Origin of the sequence: Caballeronia sp. ATUFL_F1_KS4A, from assembly GCF_023630905.1 — a bacterium.
Taxonomy (GTDB): Bacteria; Pseudomonadota; Gammaproteobacteria; order Burkholderiales; family Burkholderiaceae; genus Caballeronia; species Caballeronia zhejiangensis.
The window spans coordinates 90,831-106,167 of the sequence record NZ_JALQEB010000029.1; the positions used below are offsets into that span (position 1 = coordinate 90,831).

At 63.3% G+C, this 15,337-nt stretch carries 13 protein-coding genes; 8 read left to right on the forward strand and 5 right to left on the reverse strand.

Annotation, left to right across the window (positions count from 1 at the left end; genetic code table 11):
- Both phnV and NCS03_RS15630 read left to right on the forward strand, forming a co-directional pair.
- Window positions 1-819, forward strand: coding sequence for a 2-aminoethylphosphonate ABC transport system, membrane component PhnV (gene phnV / locus NCS03_RS15625; protein ID WP_250529368.1), 819 nt, complete (start codon window positions 1-3; stop codon window positions 817-819).
- A gap of 245 nt (window positions 820-1,064) precedes the next feature.
- Window positions 1,065-3,518 carry a glycogen/starch/alpha-glucan phosphorylase gene (locus NCS03_RS15630; protein ID WP_008353789.1) on the forward strand — a complete coding sequence of 818 codons (2,454 nt, stop codon included), beginning with the start codon at window positions 1,065-1,067 and terminating at the stop codon, window positions 3,516-3,518.
- Window positions 3,519-3,526: 8 nt separating this feature from the next.
- On the opposite strand, the gene NCS03_RS15635 is transcribed toward NCS03_RS15630, so the two are convergent.
- Together NCS03_RS15635 and NCS03_RS15640 are read right to left on the reverse strand one after the other, a co-directional pair.
- The gene (locus NCS03_RS15635; RefSeq protein ID WP_008353788.1) at window positions 3,527-3,853 is read right to left on the reverse strand and encodes a hypothetical protein; all 327 of its coding nucleotides are present in this window, start codon (window positions 3,851-3,853) and stop codon (window positions 3,527-3,529) included.
- A 110-nt stretch (window positions 3,854-3,963) separates the two neighbouring features.
- Window positions 3,964-4,371, reverse strand: a complete 408-nt coding sequence (locus tag NCS03_RS15640) for a DUF6232 family protein (protein ID WP_008353787.1) — start codon at window positions 4,369-4,371, stop codon at window positions 3,964-3,966.
- Window positions 4,372-4,557: 186 nt separating this feature from the next.
- On the opposite strand from NCS03_RS15640, the gene NCS03_RS15645 reads away from it, so the two are divergent.
- From NCS03_RS15645 to NCS03_RS15660, 4 genes are all read left to right on the forward strand, one after another.
- Window positions 4,558-4,851 (forward strand): ArsR/SmtB family transcription factor, encoded by a 294-nt coding sequence (locus NCS03_RS15645; RefSeq protein ID WP_008353786.1) that lies wholly within the window; start codon window positions 4,558-4,560, stop codon window positions 4,849-4,851.
- Window positions 4,852-4,905: 54 nt separating this feature from the next.
- Window positions 4,906-5,967: an alkene reductase gene (locus NCS03_RS15650; RefSeq protein ID WP_008353785.1), complete on the forward strand. Its 1,062-nt coding sequence runs from the start codon at window positions 4,906-4,908 to the stop codon at window positions 5,965-5,967.
- Window positions 5,968-6,124: 157 nt separating this feature from the next.
- Window positions 6,125-7,816 carry an aspartate-alanine antiporter gene (aspT, locus tag NCS03_RS15655; protein ID WP_008353783.1) on the forward strand — a complete coding sequence of 564 codons (1,692 nt, stop codon included), beginning with the start codon at window positions 6,125-6,127 and terminating at the stop codon, window positions 7,814-7,816.
- 49 nt (window positions 7,817-7,865) lie between these two features.
- A complete protein-coding gene (locus NCS03_RS15660) occupies window positions 7,866-9,512 on the forward strand; it encodes a bifunctional aspartate transaminase/aspartate 4-decarboxylase (RefSeq protein WP_008353781.1) in 1,647 nt (548 codons plus the stop codon).
- 60 nt (window positions 9,513-9,572) lie between these two features.
- On the opposite strand, the gene NCS03_RS15665 is transcribed toward NCS03_RS15660, so the two are convergent.
- Window positions 9,573-10,769 (reverse strand): porin, encoded by a 1,197-nt coding sequence (locus NCS03_RS15665; protein ID WP_250435571.1) that lies wholly within the window; start codon window positions 10,767-10,769, stop codon window positions 9,573-9,575.
- 240 nt (window positions 10,770-11,009) lie between these two features.
- On the opposite strand from NCS03_RS15665, the gene NCS03_RS15670 reads away from it, so the two are divergent.
- Window positions 11,010-11,378 carry a nuclear transport factor 2 family protein gene (locus NCS03_RS15670; protein ID WP_175979141.1) on the forward strand — a complete coding sequence of 123 codons (369 nt, stop codon included), beginning with the start codon at window positions 11,010-11,012 and terminating at the stop codon, window positions 11,376-11,378.
- A gap of 15 nt (window positions 11,379-11,393) precedes the next feature.
- On the opposite strand, the gene NCS03_RS15675 is transcribed toward NCS03_RS15670, so the two are convergent.
- Both NCS03_RS15675 and NCS03_RS15680 read right to left on the reverse strand, forming a co-directional pair.
- Entirely contained in the window at window positions 11,394-12,509 is a 1,116-nt protein-coding gene (locus tag NCS03_RS15675; protein WP_175979142.1) for a succinylglutamate desuccinylase/aspartoacylase family protein, read from the reverse strand.
- 199 nt (window positions 12,510-12,708) lie between these two features.
- Entirely contained in the window at window positions 12,709-13,503 is a 795-nt protein-coding gene (locus tag NCS03_RS15680) for an ABC transporter substrate-binding protein (protein ID WP_008353777.1), read from the reverse strand.
- A 374-nt stretch (window positions 13,504-13,877) separates the two neighbouring features.
- Here NCS03_RS15680 and NCS03_RS15685 point away from each other — a divergent pair, with 374 nt between their 5' ends.
- Window positions 13,878-15,290, forward strand: coding sequence for an MFS transporter (locus NCS03_RS15685; RefSeq protein ID WP_250529369.1), 1,413 nt, complete (start codon window positions 13,878-13,880; stop codon window positions 15,288-15,290).
- Window positions 15,291-15,337 lie beyond the last annotated feature (47 nt).

The window sequence follows — 15,337 nt, forward strand, 5'->3', positions numbered from 1 at the left end:
ATGCAACTCATCGCTGCTGCGTTCAGACCTCGCGCGCTCCTGCGTCATGCGTTCACGGGCCTCTTCGCGTTGCTGTGCTTCTGGCTCTTCGTGCTGCCGGTGATCGTCGTCGCGTTGTCGAGCGTCGCGTCGCACTGGTCCGGCACGATCCTGCCCGATGGTTTTTCCACGCGCTGGTTCGCGCGTCTTTCATCGAGCGATCTCGATGCGGTCGCGACGAGTCTCGAAGTCGGCCTGGGCGTCGCGTTTCTCGGCACCGCGCTGGGACTCTGGCTCGCGCTCGCGCTGGAAGGACGCGACCGGCGCGGTCTCGGCGCACTCGTCGATGCCGTCGCGATGATGGGCAGCGGCGTGCCGAGCGTCGTCCTCGGGCTCGCCGTGTTGATCGCGTATCACAAGCGTCCGCTCGATCTGTCGGGATCGGCCGCAATCGTCGTGCTCGTGCAACTCGCGCTCGTGTTGCCGTTCTGTTATCGATGCGCCGCCGCGGCGCTGCGCCCCGAGCTCACGACGCTGCGCGAAGCCGCCGCGAGTCTCGGCGCGCCGCCGCGCATGGTGCTCGCGCGCGCGGTATTGCCGCAACTCGTGCCCGCGATCCGCGCGAGCCTCGCGCTCGGTTTCGCGCTCTCGCTCGGCGAACTTGGCGCGACGCTCACCGTGTATCCGCCCGGATTCGCGACGGTGCCGATCGTCGTCGTCGGGCAGGTGAATCGCGGTTACTATCTGCCTGCGTCCGCGCTCTCGCTGATTCTGCTGGGCGTATCGCTCGCGGCGCTTCTGCTGATCGCCGCACGCGCGCCACGCCGCTCCATCGCATGACAAACATACGGAATCCGAACTAAATATCGATGCCATCAAGTGCCCGCAAGCTCTTCGTTAGCAATTTGCGGGCCGCTCTCCGTTTCCGCCTTGTCATACCAAAAAAAATAAAACTGGCGTAACCTGCACGTTCAGGCACGTCCGCACCCGCCAGACCGGGGCAGGGCGCCAATTCGGTGCGTCCGGATTGAACTCCCGTCAGGCTTTCGCGGTCGTTGCATATGTTGCAAACACCGGAGGTTTCGATGACATCCGTCGATCTGGAATTCGACCAGCTCAACAGTACCGTCGATGCGCTCAGGCGCTCCATCTCGAACCGCCTGATGTACGGCGTCGGCAAGGATGCAGTCACCGCGCAGCCGCGGGACTGGCTTCACGCCGCTGAACTGGCCGTGCGGGATCGTCTCGTCGCGCGCTGGATGCGCACCACGCGGCTCCAATACGAACAGGACGTGAAACGCGTCTACTATCTGTCGATGGAATTTCTCATCGGCAGAACTTTCAGCAATGCGCTGCTCGCGCTAGGCATCTACGACGAAGTGCGCGATGCGCTCGCCGGCTTGGGCGTCGATCTCGCGGCGCTCGAGGAACTCGAGCCGGACGCCGCGCTCGGCAATGGCGGCCTCGGACGCCTTGCGGCCTGTTTCCTCGATTCGATGGCGACGGTCGGCGTGCCGGGCTTCGGCTATGGCATCCGTTACGAATACGGGATGTTCCGTCAGACGATCGTCGACGGCAATCAGGTCGAGATGCCCGATTACTGGCTGCGCGCGGGCAATCCGTGGGAGTTTCCGCGGCCCGAGGTCGTGTACACCGTGCATTTCGGCGGGCGCACGGTGCAACATGACGATCGCACCGACTGGATCGACACCGAGCACGTCAACGCGATGGCCTACGACACGGTCATTCCCGGCTTCGCGACAACGGCCACCAACACGCTGCGCCTGTGGTCCGCGCGCGCAACCGACGAGTTCGATCTCTCCGCGTTCAATCAGGGCGACTACCGGCGCGCGGTGGAGGCGAAGAACACATCGGAACATGTGTCGCGTCTCTTGTATCCCGACGACTCGACTCAGGCCGGACGCGAGTTGCGTCTGCGTCAGGAATACTTCTTCGTCTCCGCGACGATGCAGGATCTGATACGCCGCTATCAGCGCACGCATACGCACTTCGGTCGGCTCGCGGAAAAGGTCGCCGTGCATCTGAACGACACGCATCCGGTGCTCGCGATTCCGGAGCTGATGCGCCTGCTCGTCGATCGGCATCATCTGCCGTGGGACAAGGCGTGGAAGCTCGTGCAGCAGATGTTCTCCTACACGAATCACACGCTGATGCCCGAAGCGCTCGAAACATGGGACGTCGAGATGCTCGCGCGCTTGCTGCCGCGGCATCTGGAGATCATCTTCGAGATCAACGCGCAGTTCCTGAAGCAAGTCACCGAGAAGTTCGGGCGCGATGTCGAACTGATTCGGCGCATCTCGCTCGTCGATGAATTCGGCCAGCGGCGCGTGCGCATGGCGCATCTCGCGATCGTCGCGAGTCACAAGGTGAACGGCGTATCGAAGCTGCACTCGCAACTGATGGTGCAGAACATCTTCTCCGACTTCGCGCGCATGTATCCGGAGCGCTTCACGAACGTGACGAACGGCATCACGCCGCGCCGATGGCTCGCGCAGGCGAGTCCGTCGCTGTCATCGCTGATCGACAAGCGGCTCGGGCCGCGCTGGCGCACCGATCTCTTCGAACTCGGCAGGCTGCGCGAATGGCGCGACGATCCGGAGTTCTGCAAGGCCTTTCACGATGCGAAGTTCGCCAACAAGCTGCGGCTCGTGGAACGCGCGAAACGGGACGCCAACGCGATCATCAATCCGGAAGCGCTGTTCGATCTGCAGGTGAAGCGCATCCACGAATACAAGCGGCAATTGCTCAACATCCTGTATGTGATCGTGCGCTATAACCGCATCCGCGAAAATCCGGAGCAGGACTGGACGCCGCGCGTCGTGATGTTCGCGGGCAAGGCGGCGTCCGCGTACAAGATGGCGAAGAACATCATCAAGCTCATCAACGATGTGTCCCGCAAGATCAACACGGACCCGCTCATCGGCGATCGGCTGAAGGTCGGCTTTATTCCGAACTACGGCGTTTCCGTGGCCGAGCTCATCATTCCGGCGGCGGATCTGTCGGAGCAGATTTCGATGGCGGGCACCGAAGCATCGGGCACCGGCAACATGAAGCTCGCGTTGAACGGCGCACTGACAATCGGCACGCTCGATGGCGCGAACATCGAGATCTGCGATGCCGTGGGGCGCGAGAATATTTTCATCTTCGGCAACACGACCGACGAGATCGAATCGTTGCGCGCGGCGGGTTATCGGCCACGGCAGATTTACGAGGAAAACGCGGAGCTCAAAGTCGCGCTCGACCAGATTCGACTCGGGCACTTCTCGCCGGAAGAGCCGCACCGTTTCTACGACATCTTCCATACGCTCGTGGACTGGGGCGATCACTACATGGTGCTCGCCGATTTCGACAGCTTCGACAAGACGCAGACCGAAGTCGATCTCAAGTACCGCGACAAGGATGCGTGGACGCGGAGCGCGATCGAGAACGTCGCGGGCATGGGCATTTTTTCGTCGGACCGCACGATCGCGGAGTATGCGCGCGACATCTGGCACGTCGAGCCGTTGCAGATCACCTGACGACGCGTTCAGCGCCGTGTGATGCGCGTAATGCGCGTCACGCGGCCGAGCGTTGCGTTGGGAAAATGCGCGGTGAGCGTGCCGATGACATCGTTGATGTCATCGCGATCGGTCTCGACATGGAGCGTGGTGCAATCGCGGAGGCGGCTCGTCTCCACGATATAAGCCTGCGTGCCCGCGCCGAACGCATACGCGAGCATGTCGCGTGCGGCCGACGAATCCAGTCCCGGAACGGTGAGGTCGAACGCGACGCAGTGGCGTGCTTCGCGGCGGCGCGGCGAGCCGCCGTTGACCACGCGCGAAAGAGCGATCGAGTCGAATGTGCGGATATCCATCGATGGAAGCCGTCCGGCGACGGCTCGTTGTGGCGATGCCCGCACTCTAGCGCCGCGCGCCTAAAGGCCGGGCTAAAGAAGCGCGCCGCCGTGTAAACGGCGCATCAAGATCAGGCTTGCGATGACTTCGCGCCTGCGCTCGCCGCATGTTTCGCGACCGCCTCGCCGACGAGCGCCGCGACCTTGTCCGCGAATTCCTGATCCTTCGTGATGAGCACTTCGCGCTCGCCGTCGGGCGTCGCGACCATCAACTGATAGATCACGTCCTGCGTGATCCAGGTGAGATAACCCACGACGACGATCATCACGCCGAGCACGAGCGCCGCGCCCGAGCCGGTGAAGATGCCCGCGCCGAGCACGATCAGCCCGATCAGCGCGATGATGATCGGCAAAGGCTTCTGGCGCGGGATCATCACGACGCGCGCGGCGCGCAGATCGCGCAGCGGAATCATCTGACCGGACGCCGAGAGTCCGGCGCGCGAAAGCGTCACGCCACGTTCATTGAAAGGAGTATCCATAAGGGTTGTGCAGTCTTCTTGCAGCCGATGAAACCGGGGAGCGTACCAGACGGCGCGGCGCGGCGGCATGTCGCACATCGACGCATTCGGCGGGGTTTGCATATCGTAAATTTACGATATATACTTCGCAGCAAGACGATTCGGAACAGGCTGCACGTTCCGTCCGTCAGACGCACGAGCAACGAAATGGACATCGACGCAATTCACAAGGCCCTCGCCAACCCCCTTCGCCGCGAGATTCTGGAATGGCTGAAGGAACCCGAGCTGCATTTCCCTGATCAGGAATTGCCGCACGTGCACGGCGTTTGCGCGGGTCAGATCGATGGGCGCTGCGGCATGTCGCAGTCCACCGTTTCGGCGCATCTCGCGACCTTGCACAAAGCCGGACTCGTCACCACGAAGCGCGTTGGACAGTGGGTGTTCTTCAAGCGCGACGAAGCGGTCATTCAGGCGTTTCGCGATTCCATCGGGAATCTCTGAGCTTGCTTGCCATTCGGTGAAAGTCTGCTTTCAATTTCATTAGGAATCCAATTCATGTCGACTCTTTTCGATCCGCTTAAAGTTGGCGCACTCACGTTGAAGAACCGCATCATCATGGCGCCGCTCACGCGTCAGCGCGCGGGCGTCGAACGCGTGCCGAACGCGTTGATGGCGCAGTACTACGCGGACCGCGCATCGGCGGGGCTGATTCTGAGCGAAGCGACGTCGGTGACGCCGCAAGGCGTCGGCTATGCCGACACGCCGGGCATCTGGTCCGACGAGCAAGTGGAAGGCTGGAAGCTCGTCACGAAGGCCGTGCACGAAGCGGGCGGCAAGATCTTCCTGCAACTGTGGCACGTCGGCCGCATTTCCGATCCGATCTTTTTGAATGGCGAACTGCCGGTCGCGCCGAGCGCGATCGCGGCGGGAGGACACGTGAGCCTCGTGCGTCCGCAGCGTCCGTACGTGACGCCGCGCGCGCTCGAACTGGATGAAATCGCCGGTGTCGTCGCGGCGTACCGCAAGGGCGCGGAAAACGCGAAGCGCGCGGGCTTCGACGGCGTCGAAGTGCACGGCGCGAACGGCTATCTGCTCGACCAGTTCCTGCAGGACAGCACGAACAAGCGTACCGACGCCTACGGCGGCCCGATCGAAAATCGTGCGCGCCTGCTGCTCGAAGTCGTCGATCAGGCTATCGAAGTTTGGGGCGCGGATCGCGTCGGCGTGCATCTCGCGCCGCGCGCGGATTCGCACACGATGGGCGACAGCGATCGCGCCGCGACCTTCGGTTACGTCGCGCGTGAACTGGGCCGCCGCAAGATCGCGTTCATCGCGGCACGCGAGCATGAAGCCGCCGACAGCCTCGGGCCGCAATTGAAGAAGGCGTTCGGCGGCGTGTATATCGCCAACGAAGGCTTCACGAAGGCCAGCGCCGAAGCGATCATCGCCCGCGGCGACGCCGATGCCGTCGCGTGGGGCAAGCCCTTCATCGCGAATGCGGATCTGGTGCGCCGCTTCGAAGTCGATGCCGATCTCAACAACTGGGACACGTCGACGTTCTATGCGCCGGGCGCGAAGGGCTATACGGATTACCCGTTGCTCGAAACGGCGGAATAAGACGCGTCGAAGTTAGCGTCTCGATGAAAACAGCGGCTCCGGCCGCTGTTTTCATTGATGGTTTCAAAGCTGCACCAAATAGTGTATTGCTGGCGTTCGGATCATTCATTCCCTTCATCGCTGATGTGCGAGCGGCTCATACCGCAAAGGAGTGCCTATGTCCTGGCTCACGGCAACACTGCGCAGTTATCCTGAAATCGCCATCTTTCTGTCGCTCGGCGTCGGCTATTGGGTCGGCGGAAAAAGCTTTCGCGGCTTCAGCCTCGGCGCCGTGACGGCGACCTTGCTCGCGGCCATCGCCATCGGGCAACTAGGCATCACCATTTCGTCGAACGTCAAATCGGTCTTCTTTCTGATGTTCCTGTTCGCCGTCGGTTACGGCGTCGGTCCGCAGTTCGTGCGCGGCATCGCGAAAGACGGCTTGCCGCAGGCGATCTTCTCCGTCATCCAGTGCGTGCTGTGCCTCGCGGCGCCTTACGCGGCGGCGAAGATCGCGGGTTATGACGTCGGCTCGGCGGCGGGCCTGTTCGCGGGCTCGCAGACGATTTCCGCTTCGATGGGCCTTGCCACCGACGCCATCAACCGGCTCGGCCTGCCGCCGGATCAGGCGAAGGCGCTGCTCGACGCGATGCCGACCGCCTACGCCGTGACCTATATCTTCGGGACGATCGGCTCCGCGCTGATTCTCGCGATGCTCGGGCCGAAGCTGCTCAACATCGACCTCGTCGCGGCCTGCAAGGAATACGAGGCGACGCTCGGCGGCGGCGGCGATCTCGGCGGCGCGGGGCAGGCGTGGCACAAGTTCGAACTGCGCGCGTATCGCGTGGCGGAGCACGGGCGCGCGGCGGGCATGTCGGTCGCGCAGGCCGAAGCGCTGGAGCCGGAAGGCGCGCGGCTCTTCATCGAGCGGATTCGGCGGGGCGGAACCATTCAGGAAGCGAAGATCGACGACGTGCTGCAACCGGGCGATGTCGTCGCGGTCTCCGGGCGGCGCGAGCTGCTCGTCGATCTGCTCGGCGGCGTCGCGACCGAAGTGGACGACGCCGAACTGCTCGCCGTGCCGATCGAAGGCGTCGATATCTACGTGACGAGCAAGGCCGTCGACGGCAAGACGCTGCAGGAGCTCGCGCATATGCCCGCGTCGCGCGGCGTGTTTCTGCGCAAGATCAAGCGCGGCGCGACCGAAACGCAGATACCGATTCTGCCGAGCACGAAGCTGCATCGCGGCGACACGATCACGCTCGTCGGCCGGACGCAGGACACGTCGGCGGCGGCGAAGGCGATCGGCGTGCTCGACCGTCCGACCGACGCCGCCGACATGGCGTTCGTCGGCCTCGCGATCACGCTCGGCGCGTTGATCGGCGCGCTCGTGCTGCATGTCGGCGCGATTCCGCTCACGCTGTCGACGGCGGGCGGCGCGCTCATCGCGGGCATCGTGTTCGGCTGGCTGCGCGCGATCCATCCGACGTTCGGCCGCATTCCGTCGCCGACGATCTGGTTCATGAACTCAGTCGGCCTGAACGTCTTTATCGCGGTCGTGGGGATTTCGGCGGGGCCGGGCTTCGTCGCGGGCTTGCAGAAGCTCGGCGTGAGTCTCTTTCTGTGGGGCATTTTTGCGTCGGCGGTGCCGCTCATCATCGGCATGTACATCGCGAAGTACGTGTTCAAGTTTCATCCCGCGATCCTGCTCGGCATCTGCGCCGGCGCGCGCACGACCACCGCCGCGCTCGGCATGATCTGCGACGCCGCGAAGAGCCAGGTGCCGGGCCTCGGCTACACGGTGACGTACGCGGTCGGCAATACGCTGCTCACGATCTGGGGCATGGTCATCGTGATGCTGCTGACGTGACGCGGTCTTCCTGCCGCATTGTTTCCATCATCAATTCTGGAGGTGTTGGATGGCAAAGTCCGATAAATCGGGTTCCAACGACCGCGCCGGCATGGCGGCGCTCAGCCCGTTCGAGCTGAAGGACGAGCTCATCAAGGCGGCGGGCGGCGGGGCGGTCGAGCGTCCGGCCAATCTCGCGATGCTCAATGCGGGGCGCGGCAATCCGAACTTTCTCGCGACGATACCGCGTCATGGTTTCTGGCAACTCGGCCTCTTCGCGATGCGCGAGTCCGAGCGCTCGTTCGCGTACATGCCGGAAGGCGTCGGCGGTTTTCCGAAGCGCGAAGGGCTCGAAGAGCGCTTCGAGATTTTCGCGCGCGAGAACAAGGGCGTGCCGGGCATCGCGTTTCTTGCGGGCGCGGTGTCGTATGTGCGCGATCAGCTGGGCCTGAACGCGGGCGACTTTCTCTATGAGATGTGCGAAGGCATCCTCGGATCGAACTATCCCGTGCCGGACCGCATGCTGAAGCTGTCGGAGCAGATCGTCGCGCAATATCTGCGGCGCGAGATGATCGGCAAGCATCCGTTCGTCGGCGAATTCGATGTCTTCGCGGTCGAAGGCGGCACCGCCGCGATGACCTACATCTTCAACACGATGCGCGAGAACTTCCTGATCGCGCCCGGCGACACGATCGCGCTCGGCACCCCGATCTTCACGCCGTACATCGAGATTCCGCGCCTGAACGATTACAAGCTGAAGGTCGTCAATCTGGAGGCGGACGTCGCCCGCGGCTGGCAATACTCGAAGGCCGAGCTCGACAAGCTGCGCGATCCGAAAGTGAAGGCGTTTTTCCTCGTGAATCCGAGCAATCCGCCATCGGTGAAGATGGACGACGAAAGCCTCGAATACATCGCGGAGATCGTGAAGGAGCGGCCCGATCTGATCCTTCTGACCGACGACGTCTACGGCACCTTCGCCGACGATTTCGTGTCGCTCTTCGCGTTGTGCCCGAAGAACACGATCCTCGTTTATTCGTATTCCAAGTATTTCGGCGCGACCGGCTGGCGTCTCGGCGCGATCGCGACGCATCGCGACAACGTGCTCGACAAGCAGCTCGCCGCGCTGCCGAAGGACAAACGGGCGGAGCTTCACGAACGCTACGAATCGATCACGACGGAGCCCGACAAGCTCAAGTTCATCGACCGGCTGGTTGCGGACAGCCGTACCGTCGCGCTGAATCACACGGCGGGATTGTCGACGCCGCAGCAGGTGCAGATGGTGCTGTTCTCGCTCTTCTCGCTGATGGACACGCCCGACGCGTACAAGAACGCGTTGAAGCGCCTGATCCGCAGCCGCAAGCAGGCGCTGTATCGCGAGATCGGCATCGCGCTCGAAGAAGAGGACAAGAACGAGGTCGATTACTACACGATCCTCGATATCGAATATCTCGGCGAGCGCAGGCACGGCCGCGAACTGGTCGACTGGGTCATCAAGAACACGGAGCCTTCGGAGATGCTCTTCAGGCTCGCGAAAGAAGCGCGTGTCGTGCTGCTGCCGGGGCGTGGCTTCGGCACGCAGCATCCGTCGGGGCGCGTGTCGCTCGCGAATCTGAACGAGAGCGACTACATGCAGATCGGCCGCGCGATCCGCAAGCTGATGGACGAGTACATCGAGCGCTATAACAAGGCCGTCGGCAAGAAGTCCGACAAGAGGTAAACAAATCAGGCCGCCCGATACGTCTGGCGGCCCGATCTCATGTCAACTCAGCAAGCAAGCTCAGAACTTGTGGCGGATGCCGATGCGGAACGCAAGCTGATCGTCTTCGCCCAGACCCGACGTGCCGAAGTAGCTCGACGACGACGAACCGATCGACGCCTGATTCTCGACGCCGCGGTTCGAACCCGAAGCCTTCTGATAGATGCCGAGCACGTACACATCGGTGCGCTTGGAAAGCGCGTAGTCGACGCTCGCGTCGACCTGGTTCCAGTGGCCGCTCGAGTTGCCCGTCATGTTCAGGTACGAGTAGCCGAGGCCGGCCGACAGCGCCGACGTGAAGCTGTACTTGCCGCCGATATCGAACGCGTTGAGCTTGGAGCTCGCGCCGTTGATCGGCTCGAACAGCGTGTTGGTCCACAGGCCGAACACGGTCGCCGCGCCGAACGCGTAGTTCGCGCCGACGCCGAACGTGCGCAGATCCTTGCCGGCGTTCGCGGTGCCCATCGTCTGGATGTTCGCGACGGCCGTGCTGAACGCGGGCGTCGATGCCGCCGGATAGCGGATGTCGGTGTACGCCGCGCCGATGCCGAACGGACCCGCCTTGTAGTTCAGGCCGAAGCTGTACGCGCGCGACGAACCCGCCGTCGTGGTCGTGCCGACGGTCGTGTTGGGCGTGCCCGCGAACGCGCCTGCCTGGTTCGAGAAGCCGTACATCGCGCCGAACGTCACGCCGTAGAAGCTCGCGCTGCTGAACTTGACCGCGTTGTTGATGCGGCTCGACGTCAGCTGGTCGACGTCGTTCATGTGATACGCGTAGTTGCCCGCGAGCGTCTGGCCGCCGATCGAATAGTTGCTGCCGAGGTAATCGGTCGAGAACGAATATTGACGGCCGAAGGTCAGCGAGCCGACGTCGTTCTTCGCGAGACCGACGTATGCCTGACGGCCGAACAGCGCGCCGCCCTGGCCGAGCGTGCCGGTGCCGCTATTGAAGCCGTTCTCCAACGTGAAGATCGCCTTCAGGCCGCCACCCAGGTCTTCCGAACCCTTCAGGCCCCAACGGCTGCCTTGCGCGACGCCGTCGTCGTACTTGAAGAGCTTATCGCCCGCGCGCGTCGCGGTTTGCGTGCTGTTGTTCACGTAGCTGATGCCGGCGTCGATGATGCCGTAGAGCGTTACGCTGCTTTGCGCTTGCGCGGACGTGGCGGCGAGGGCGGCAAAGGTGGCGAGCGCGGCGGTCGCCAAGAGATTCTTCTTCAAAACAAGCTCCGTATGATGGTTCGCGGTGTGGTTGTTGACGGTGTCTGCAGTGCGTCGCGCTCTGATGGCGCGTGGCGTTCGACGGGCGCAAATGTAGCGGGCGCTAAAGAAAGAAATGTGACAGTGCTTTCAGCCGCCTTGCGGTGTGTCGCGCGTGCAACAGGGATGGCGAAATATCGGCGCTTGTGTATTCGGCGCGTCCGATGCGATGCTCTCGGTTCCGTCACCGCGAGCGAAAACATGGACGAGCAAGGAATCCGCGAACTGGAGGAGCGCCTGAAGAAGGCGATGCTGGCATCGGACGTGGACGCACTCGATGCGCTATTGGCCGACGACCTCAGTTTCGTCGATGCGACCGGCAAGGTCTGGACGAAGTCCGACGATCTCAACGGACATCGTTACGGCATGCAGCGCATCGAGAAACTGGACGTCGAGGATCAGAGCGTGCGCGTGTACGGCGCGTTTGCCGTGACGGTCACGCGCGTGGCGCTTTCGGGAACGTTCGCGGGCGCGCCGTTCGCGGGCAGCTTGCGCTACACGCGAACGTGGGGTGACATTGGCGGCGCGTGGAAGATCGTCGCGGCGCAATGCTGTCTCGCGCCGTTCTGATCCGCCGCGAAACGCTTACGCCGACAGCAGCGAGCCCGTGCGATAGGCCTTCGCGCCCGCAATGCGCGCCACTTCCAGCCCGGCCGTCGCGAAGCGCGTGATATGCCGTGCGTACATCACGCCGGAGGTCGTGCACTTGAGCGTGGTGACGACATCGGTGAGCGGATCGACGATATCGGCGATCGGCTCGCCCGCTTCGATGAACGCGCCCACTTGCGCGCGAAACACGAGCACGCCCGACGCCGGCGCGACGATCGGCTCCGCGCCCGCGAGCGGCGTCGCCGGATACGCGAGCGGCGGCTGCTCGGGCACGGGCGCGTCGATCACGCCGCGGTGGATCAGATAGTTGACGATGGCCTGCGCGTCTTTATCCGCGAGTTCGTAGGACACGTCGTGCTGGCTGCGCAGTTCGACCGTCACCGAAATGCCGCCATTCGGAATCGGGAAGCGCTCGCCGTAACGCTGGCGCAAATCCGACCAGCAGAAGCTGTGGATTTCGTCGAACGGATTGCCGACCGAATTCAGCGCGAGCAACGACGCTCTTGCATCGAGATAGCGCGCGAGCGGCTCGACTTCGTCCCAGATGTCCGGATTGGTGTAGAGATGCAGCGCGGCGTCGAGATCGCAGTGCAGATCGAGCACGACATCGGCGTCGAAGGAAAGCTTTTGCAGCGCGAGGCGTTGCGATTCGAGCTCGGTGTGCGGCGTCTGCTCGTCGAGCGCTTCTTTCATCGCGGCGCGCACGGCGAGCTTGTTCGCGCCGGCGTCCTTGCCGAGGCGCGCTTCGATGCGCGGCGCGATCAGCGCGGCGAGATCGTGGAAATTGCGGTTGAAGTTGTGGCCGCTGTTGGTCTCGAAGCGGCCCATCAGCGTGCCGTGCAGATGTTGCGACAGGCCGATCGGATTCGGCACCGGCACGATGACGACTTCGCCGCGCAGCTTGCCCGCCGCTTCGAATTCGGCGAGCTGGCGGCGCAGACGCCATGCGACGAGCATGCCGGGCAGTTCGTCCGCGTGCAGCGACGACTGGACGTAGATTTTCTGGCCGCCGCCGGGGCCGTAGTGAAAACTCGTGATGTTGCGGGAAGTGCCGAGCGTCGGCGAGATCAGGGAATGAGTTCTGGTTTGCATGTTGGTCGCGCGCAGGCGAGTGCGCGGTCTTGCCTCGGAAAAGTGCTCCGCGCCGCGGCGTCTCCTTCCGTCGGCGCTGTCTCGAACGTTCGATCTTAGCGGAAATCGGCCGCCGAAACCGCTGTCCGAAAAGCAAACGGGCTCCGCGCCCTTGAGCGCGGAGCCCGTTCGTCAGCCGGTGTGGCTTGTGGCGAGCGGCTTAGCTGCCGTACACGTCGAAGTCGAAGTACTTCTTTTCGAGCTTCTTGTAGGTGCCGTCCTTGATGATGTCGGCGATAGCCTTGTCGATCTTCGCCTTCAGATCGGTGTCTTCCTTGCGCAGACCGATGCCCGCGCCGTTGCCGAGCGTCTTCGGATCGTCGATGTTTTGACCGGCGAAGTCGTAGCCCGCGCCGCGCGGCGTCTTCAGGAAGCCGATTTCAGCCTGCACCGCGTCTTGCAGCGCGGCGTCCAGGCGGCCCGAGATCAGATCGGCATAGACCTGGTCCTGGTTCTGGTACGGCGTGACCGTCACGCCCTTCGGCGCCCAGTAGGTCTTGGCGTAGGTTTCCTGGATCGTGCCCTGTTCGACGCCCACGTTCTTGCCCTTCAGGCTTTCTGCCGTCGGCAGGATGTTGCTGCCCTTTTTCGCGACGAGGCGCGTCGGCGTGTTGAAGAGCTTGCTCGAGAAGGCGATCTGCTCGGCGCGTTGCGGCGTCATCGACATCGAGGAAAGCACGCCGTCGAACTTCTTCGCCTTGAGCGCGGGAATCATGCCGTCGAAGTCGTTTTCCACCCACACGCACTTTGCCTTCAGGCGCGCGCAGATCTCATTGCCGAGATCGATGTCGAAACCGACCAGCTTGCCGTCGGAACCCTTCGACTCGAACGGGGGATAGCTTGCGTCGACGCCGAAACGGATCGTCGAATAGTCCTTCGCAAGCGCCGGCGTGACGGCGGTGAGCGACGTGGCGGCGAGAAGGGACATCGTCAGTGCCGCGAGCAGTTTCTTCACTGTTTTAACTCCAGAAGGTGGTCAGTTCAGCCCGGAAGGTCTCGTACCGGACGTCCGGCGCGTCGTTGGGCGCCAGAGCATGATATTCCGCGGATCGTGTCCGTTCAGAATCGGCAGAAGGTTACCAAGCCAAAATAGTTCGGGAGCTAGTAAAAGCCCGGATAGCGGGGCTTTAGAGCTTTTCTTCGTATTGGGGGCTGAGCGGATGGTTCTTCCGGAACCCCGGCAGTCCGATGGCGATCGGTGTGACGCACGAGGCGACGGGATTCAGCTTCCAGCTCATGTTACCTACCCGGTTAAAATTCGTCCCTCGTCCGACCGCGCCGCGCCAGCGATGCCGCGCGGCGCACCCCGCCTCATGAGGAGACACCCCGATGGCAACACCCCGCAGCGCACACGCACAGGCGCTTCCCGTCACCGCCGGCAGCATTTCCGCCCGGCTCGATCGCCTGCCCGCCACGCGCTCCGTCTGGACGCTCATCGTCCTTTTGAGCCTCGGTTTCTTCTTCGAGCTCTACGATCTGCTGTATTCCGGATACGTCGCGCCGGGTCTCGTCAAAAGCGGCATTCTCACGCCGACGACCAGCGGACTTTTCGGCATGACGGGCGTCGCGAGCTTTATCGCGTCGCTGTTCGCGGGGCTTTTCATCGGCACGATCGCCTGCGGATTTCTCGCCGACCGCTTCGGACGGCGCGCGATCTTCACGTATTCGCTGCTCTGGTACACCGGCGCCAACCTCGTCATGGCGTTCCAGGAGACGGCGACCGGCCTGAACATCTGGCGCTTCGTCGCGGGCGTGGGCATCGGGGTGGAACTGGTGACGATCGGCACGTATATCTCCGAACTCGCGCCGAAACACATCCGCGGGCGCGCGTTCGCGTGCGAGCAGGCGGTTGGTTTCATGGCGGTGCCGGTGGTCGCGTTTCTCGCCTATCTGCTCGTGCCGCGCGCGCCCTTCGGCATCGACGGCTGGCGCTGGGTCGTCATCATCGGCGCGCACGGGGCGCTCTTCGTCTGGTGGATTCGCCGCACGCTGCCCGAAAGCCCGCGCTGGCTCGCGCAGAAAGGACGCCTCGACGAAGCCGATCGCGTGATGCGCGCGCTCGAAGAGAAAGTCGCGCGCGAATACGGCAAGCCGCTGCCGCCGCCCGAACCCGCCGTCGAGACAGCGGAGCGGCGCGGCGCGTTCGCCGACATGTGGAAGCCGCCCTACGGCAAGCGCGCCGCGATGATGATCATCTTCAACATATTCCAGACGGTCGGTTTTTACGGCTTCGCCAACTGGGTGCCGACGCTGCTGGTCAAGCAGGGCATCACGGTGACGTCGAGCCTGATGTATTCGAGCATCATTGCGATCGCCGCGCCGGTCGGACCGATCATCGGGCTCGCCATTGCCGACAGGATCGAGCGCAAGACCGCGATCGTCGCGATGGCCGCGCTCAACATCGTCTGCGGGCTGGCCTTCAGCCAGTCGGGCAACCCGGCGTTTCTGATCGCGATGGGCGTCGGCCTCACGCTCTCCGCGAACATCATGTCGTACAGCTATCACGCGTATCAGACCGAACTCTTTCCGACGAGCATCCGCGCGCGCGCCGTCGGTTTCGTGTATTCGTGGAGCCGTTTCTCCGCGATTTTCACGTCGTTCATCATCGCGGGCGTGCTGAAGGGTTTCGGGACGACGGGCGTGTTCGTGTTCATCGCGTCGGCGATGCTGATCGTGATGGCCGCGATCGGTTTCATGGGCCCGCGAACGCGCGATCTCGCGCTGGAGAAAATCTCGCGATAGGCGAAAATGCGCGCATGATGCTGCGAGTCAGCGTCCTGTATGCCAAA

Coding starts and splice junctions, on each gene's coding strand:
- phnV (WP_250529368.1), top strand. CDS start 1: ATGCAACTCATCGCTGCTGCGTTCAGACCTCGCGCGCTCCTGCGTCAT.
- NCS03_RS15630 (WP_008353789.1), top strand. CDS start 1,065: ATGACATCCGTCGATCTGGAATTCGACCAGCTCAACAGTACCGTCGAT.
- NCS03_RS15635 (WP_008353788.1), bottom strand. CDS start 3,853: ATGGATATCCGCACATTCGACTCGATCGCTCTTTCGCGCGTGGTCAAC.
- NCS03_RS15640 (WP_008353787.1), bottom strand. CDS start 4,371: ATGGATACTCCTTTCAATGAACGTGGCGTGACGCTTTCGCGCGCCGGA.
- NCS03_RS15645 (WP_008353786.1), top strand. CDS start 4,558: ATGGACATCGACGCAATTCACAAGGCCCTCGCCAACCCCCTTCGCCGC.
- NCS03_RS15650 (WP_008353785.1), top strand. CDS start 4,906: ATGTCGACTCTTTTCGATCCGCTTAAAGTTGGCGCACTCACGTTGAAG.
- aspT (WP_008353783.1), top strand. CDS start 6,125: ATGTCCTGGCTCACGGCAACACTGCGCAGTTATCCTGAAATCGCCATC.
- NCS03_RS15660 (WP_008353781.1), top strand. CDS start 7,866: ATGGCAAAGTCCGATAAATCGGGTTCCAACGACCGCGCCGGCATGGCG.
- NCS03_RS15670 (WP_175979141.1), top strand. CDS start 11,010: ATGGACGAGCAAGGAATCCGCGAACTGGAGGAGCGCCTGAAGAAGGCG.
- NCS03_RS15675 (WP_175979142.1), bottom strand. CDS start 12,509: ATGCAAACCAGAACTCATTCCCTGATCTCGCCGACGCTCGGCACTTCC.
- NCS03_RS15685 (WP_250529369.1), top strand. CDS start 13,878: ATGGCAACACCCCGCAGCGCACACGCACAGGCGCTTCCCGTCACCGCC.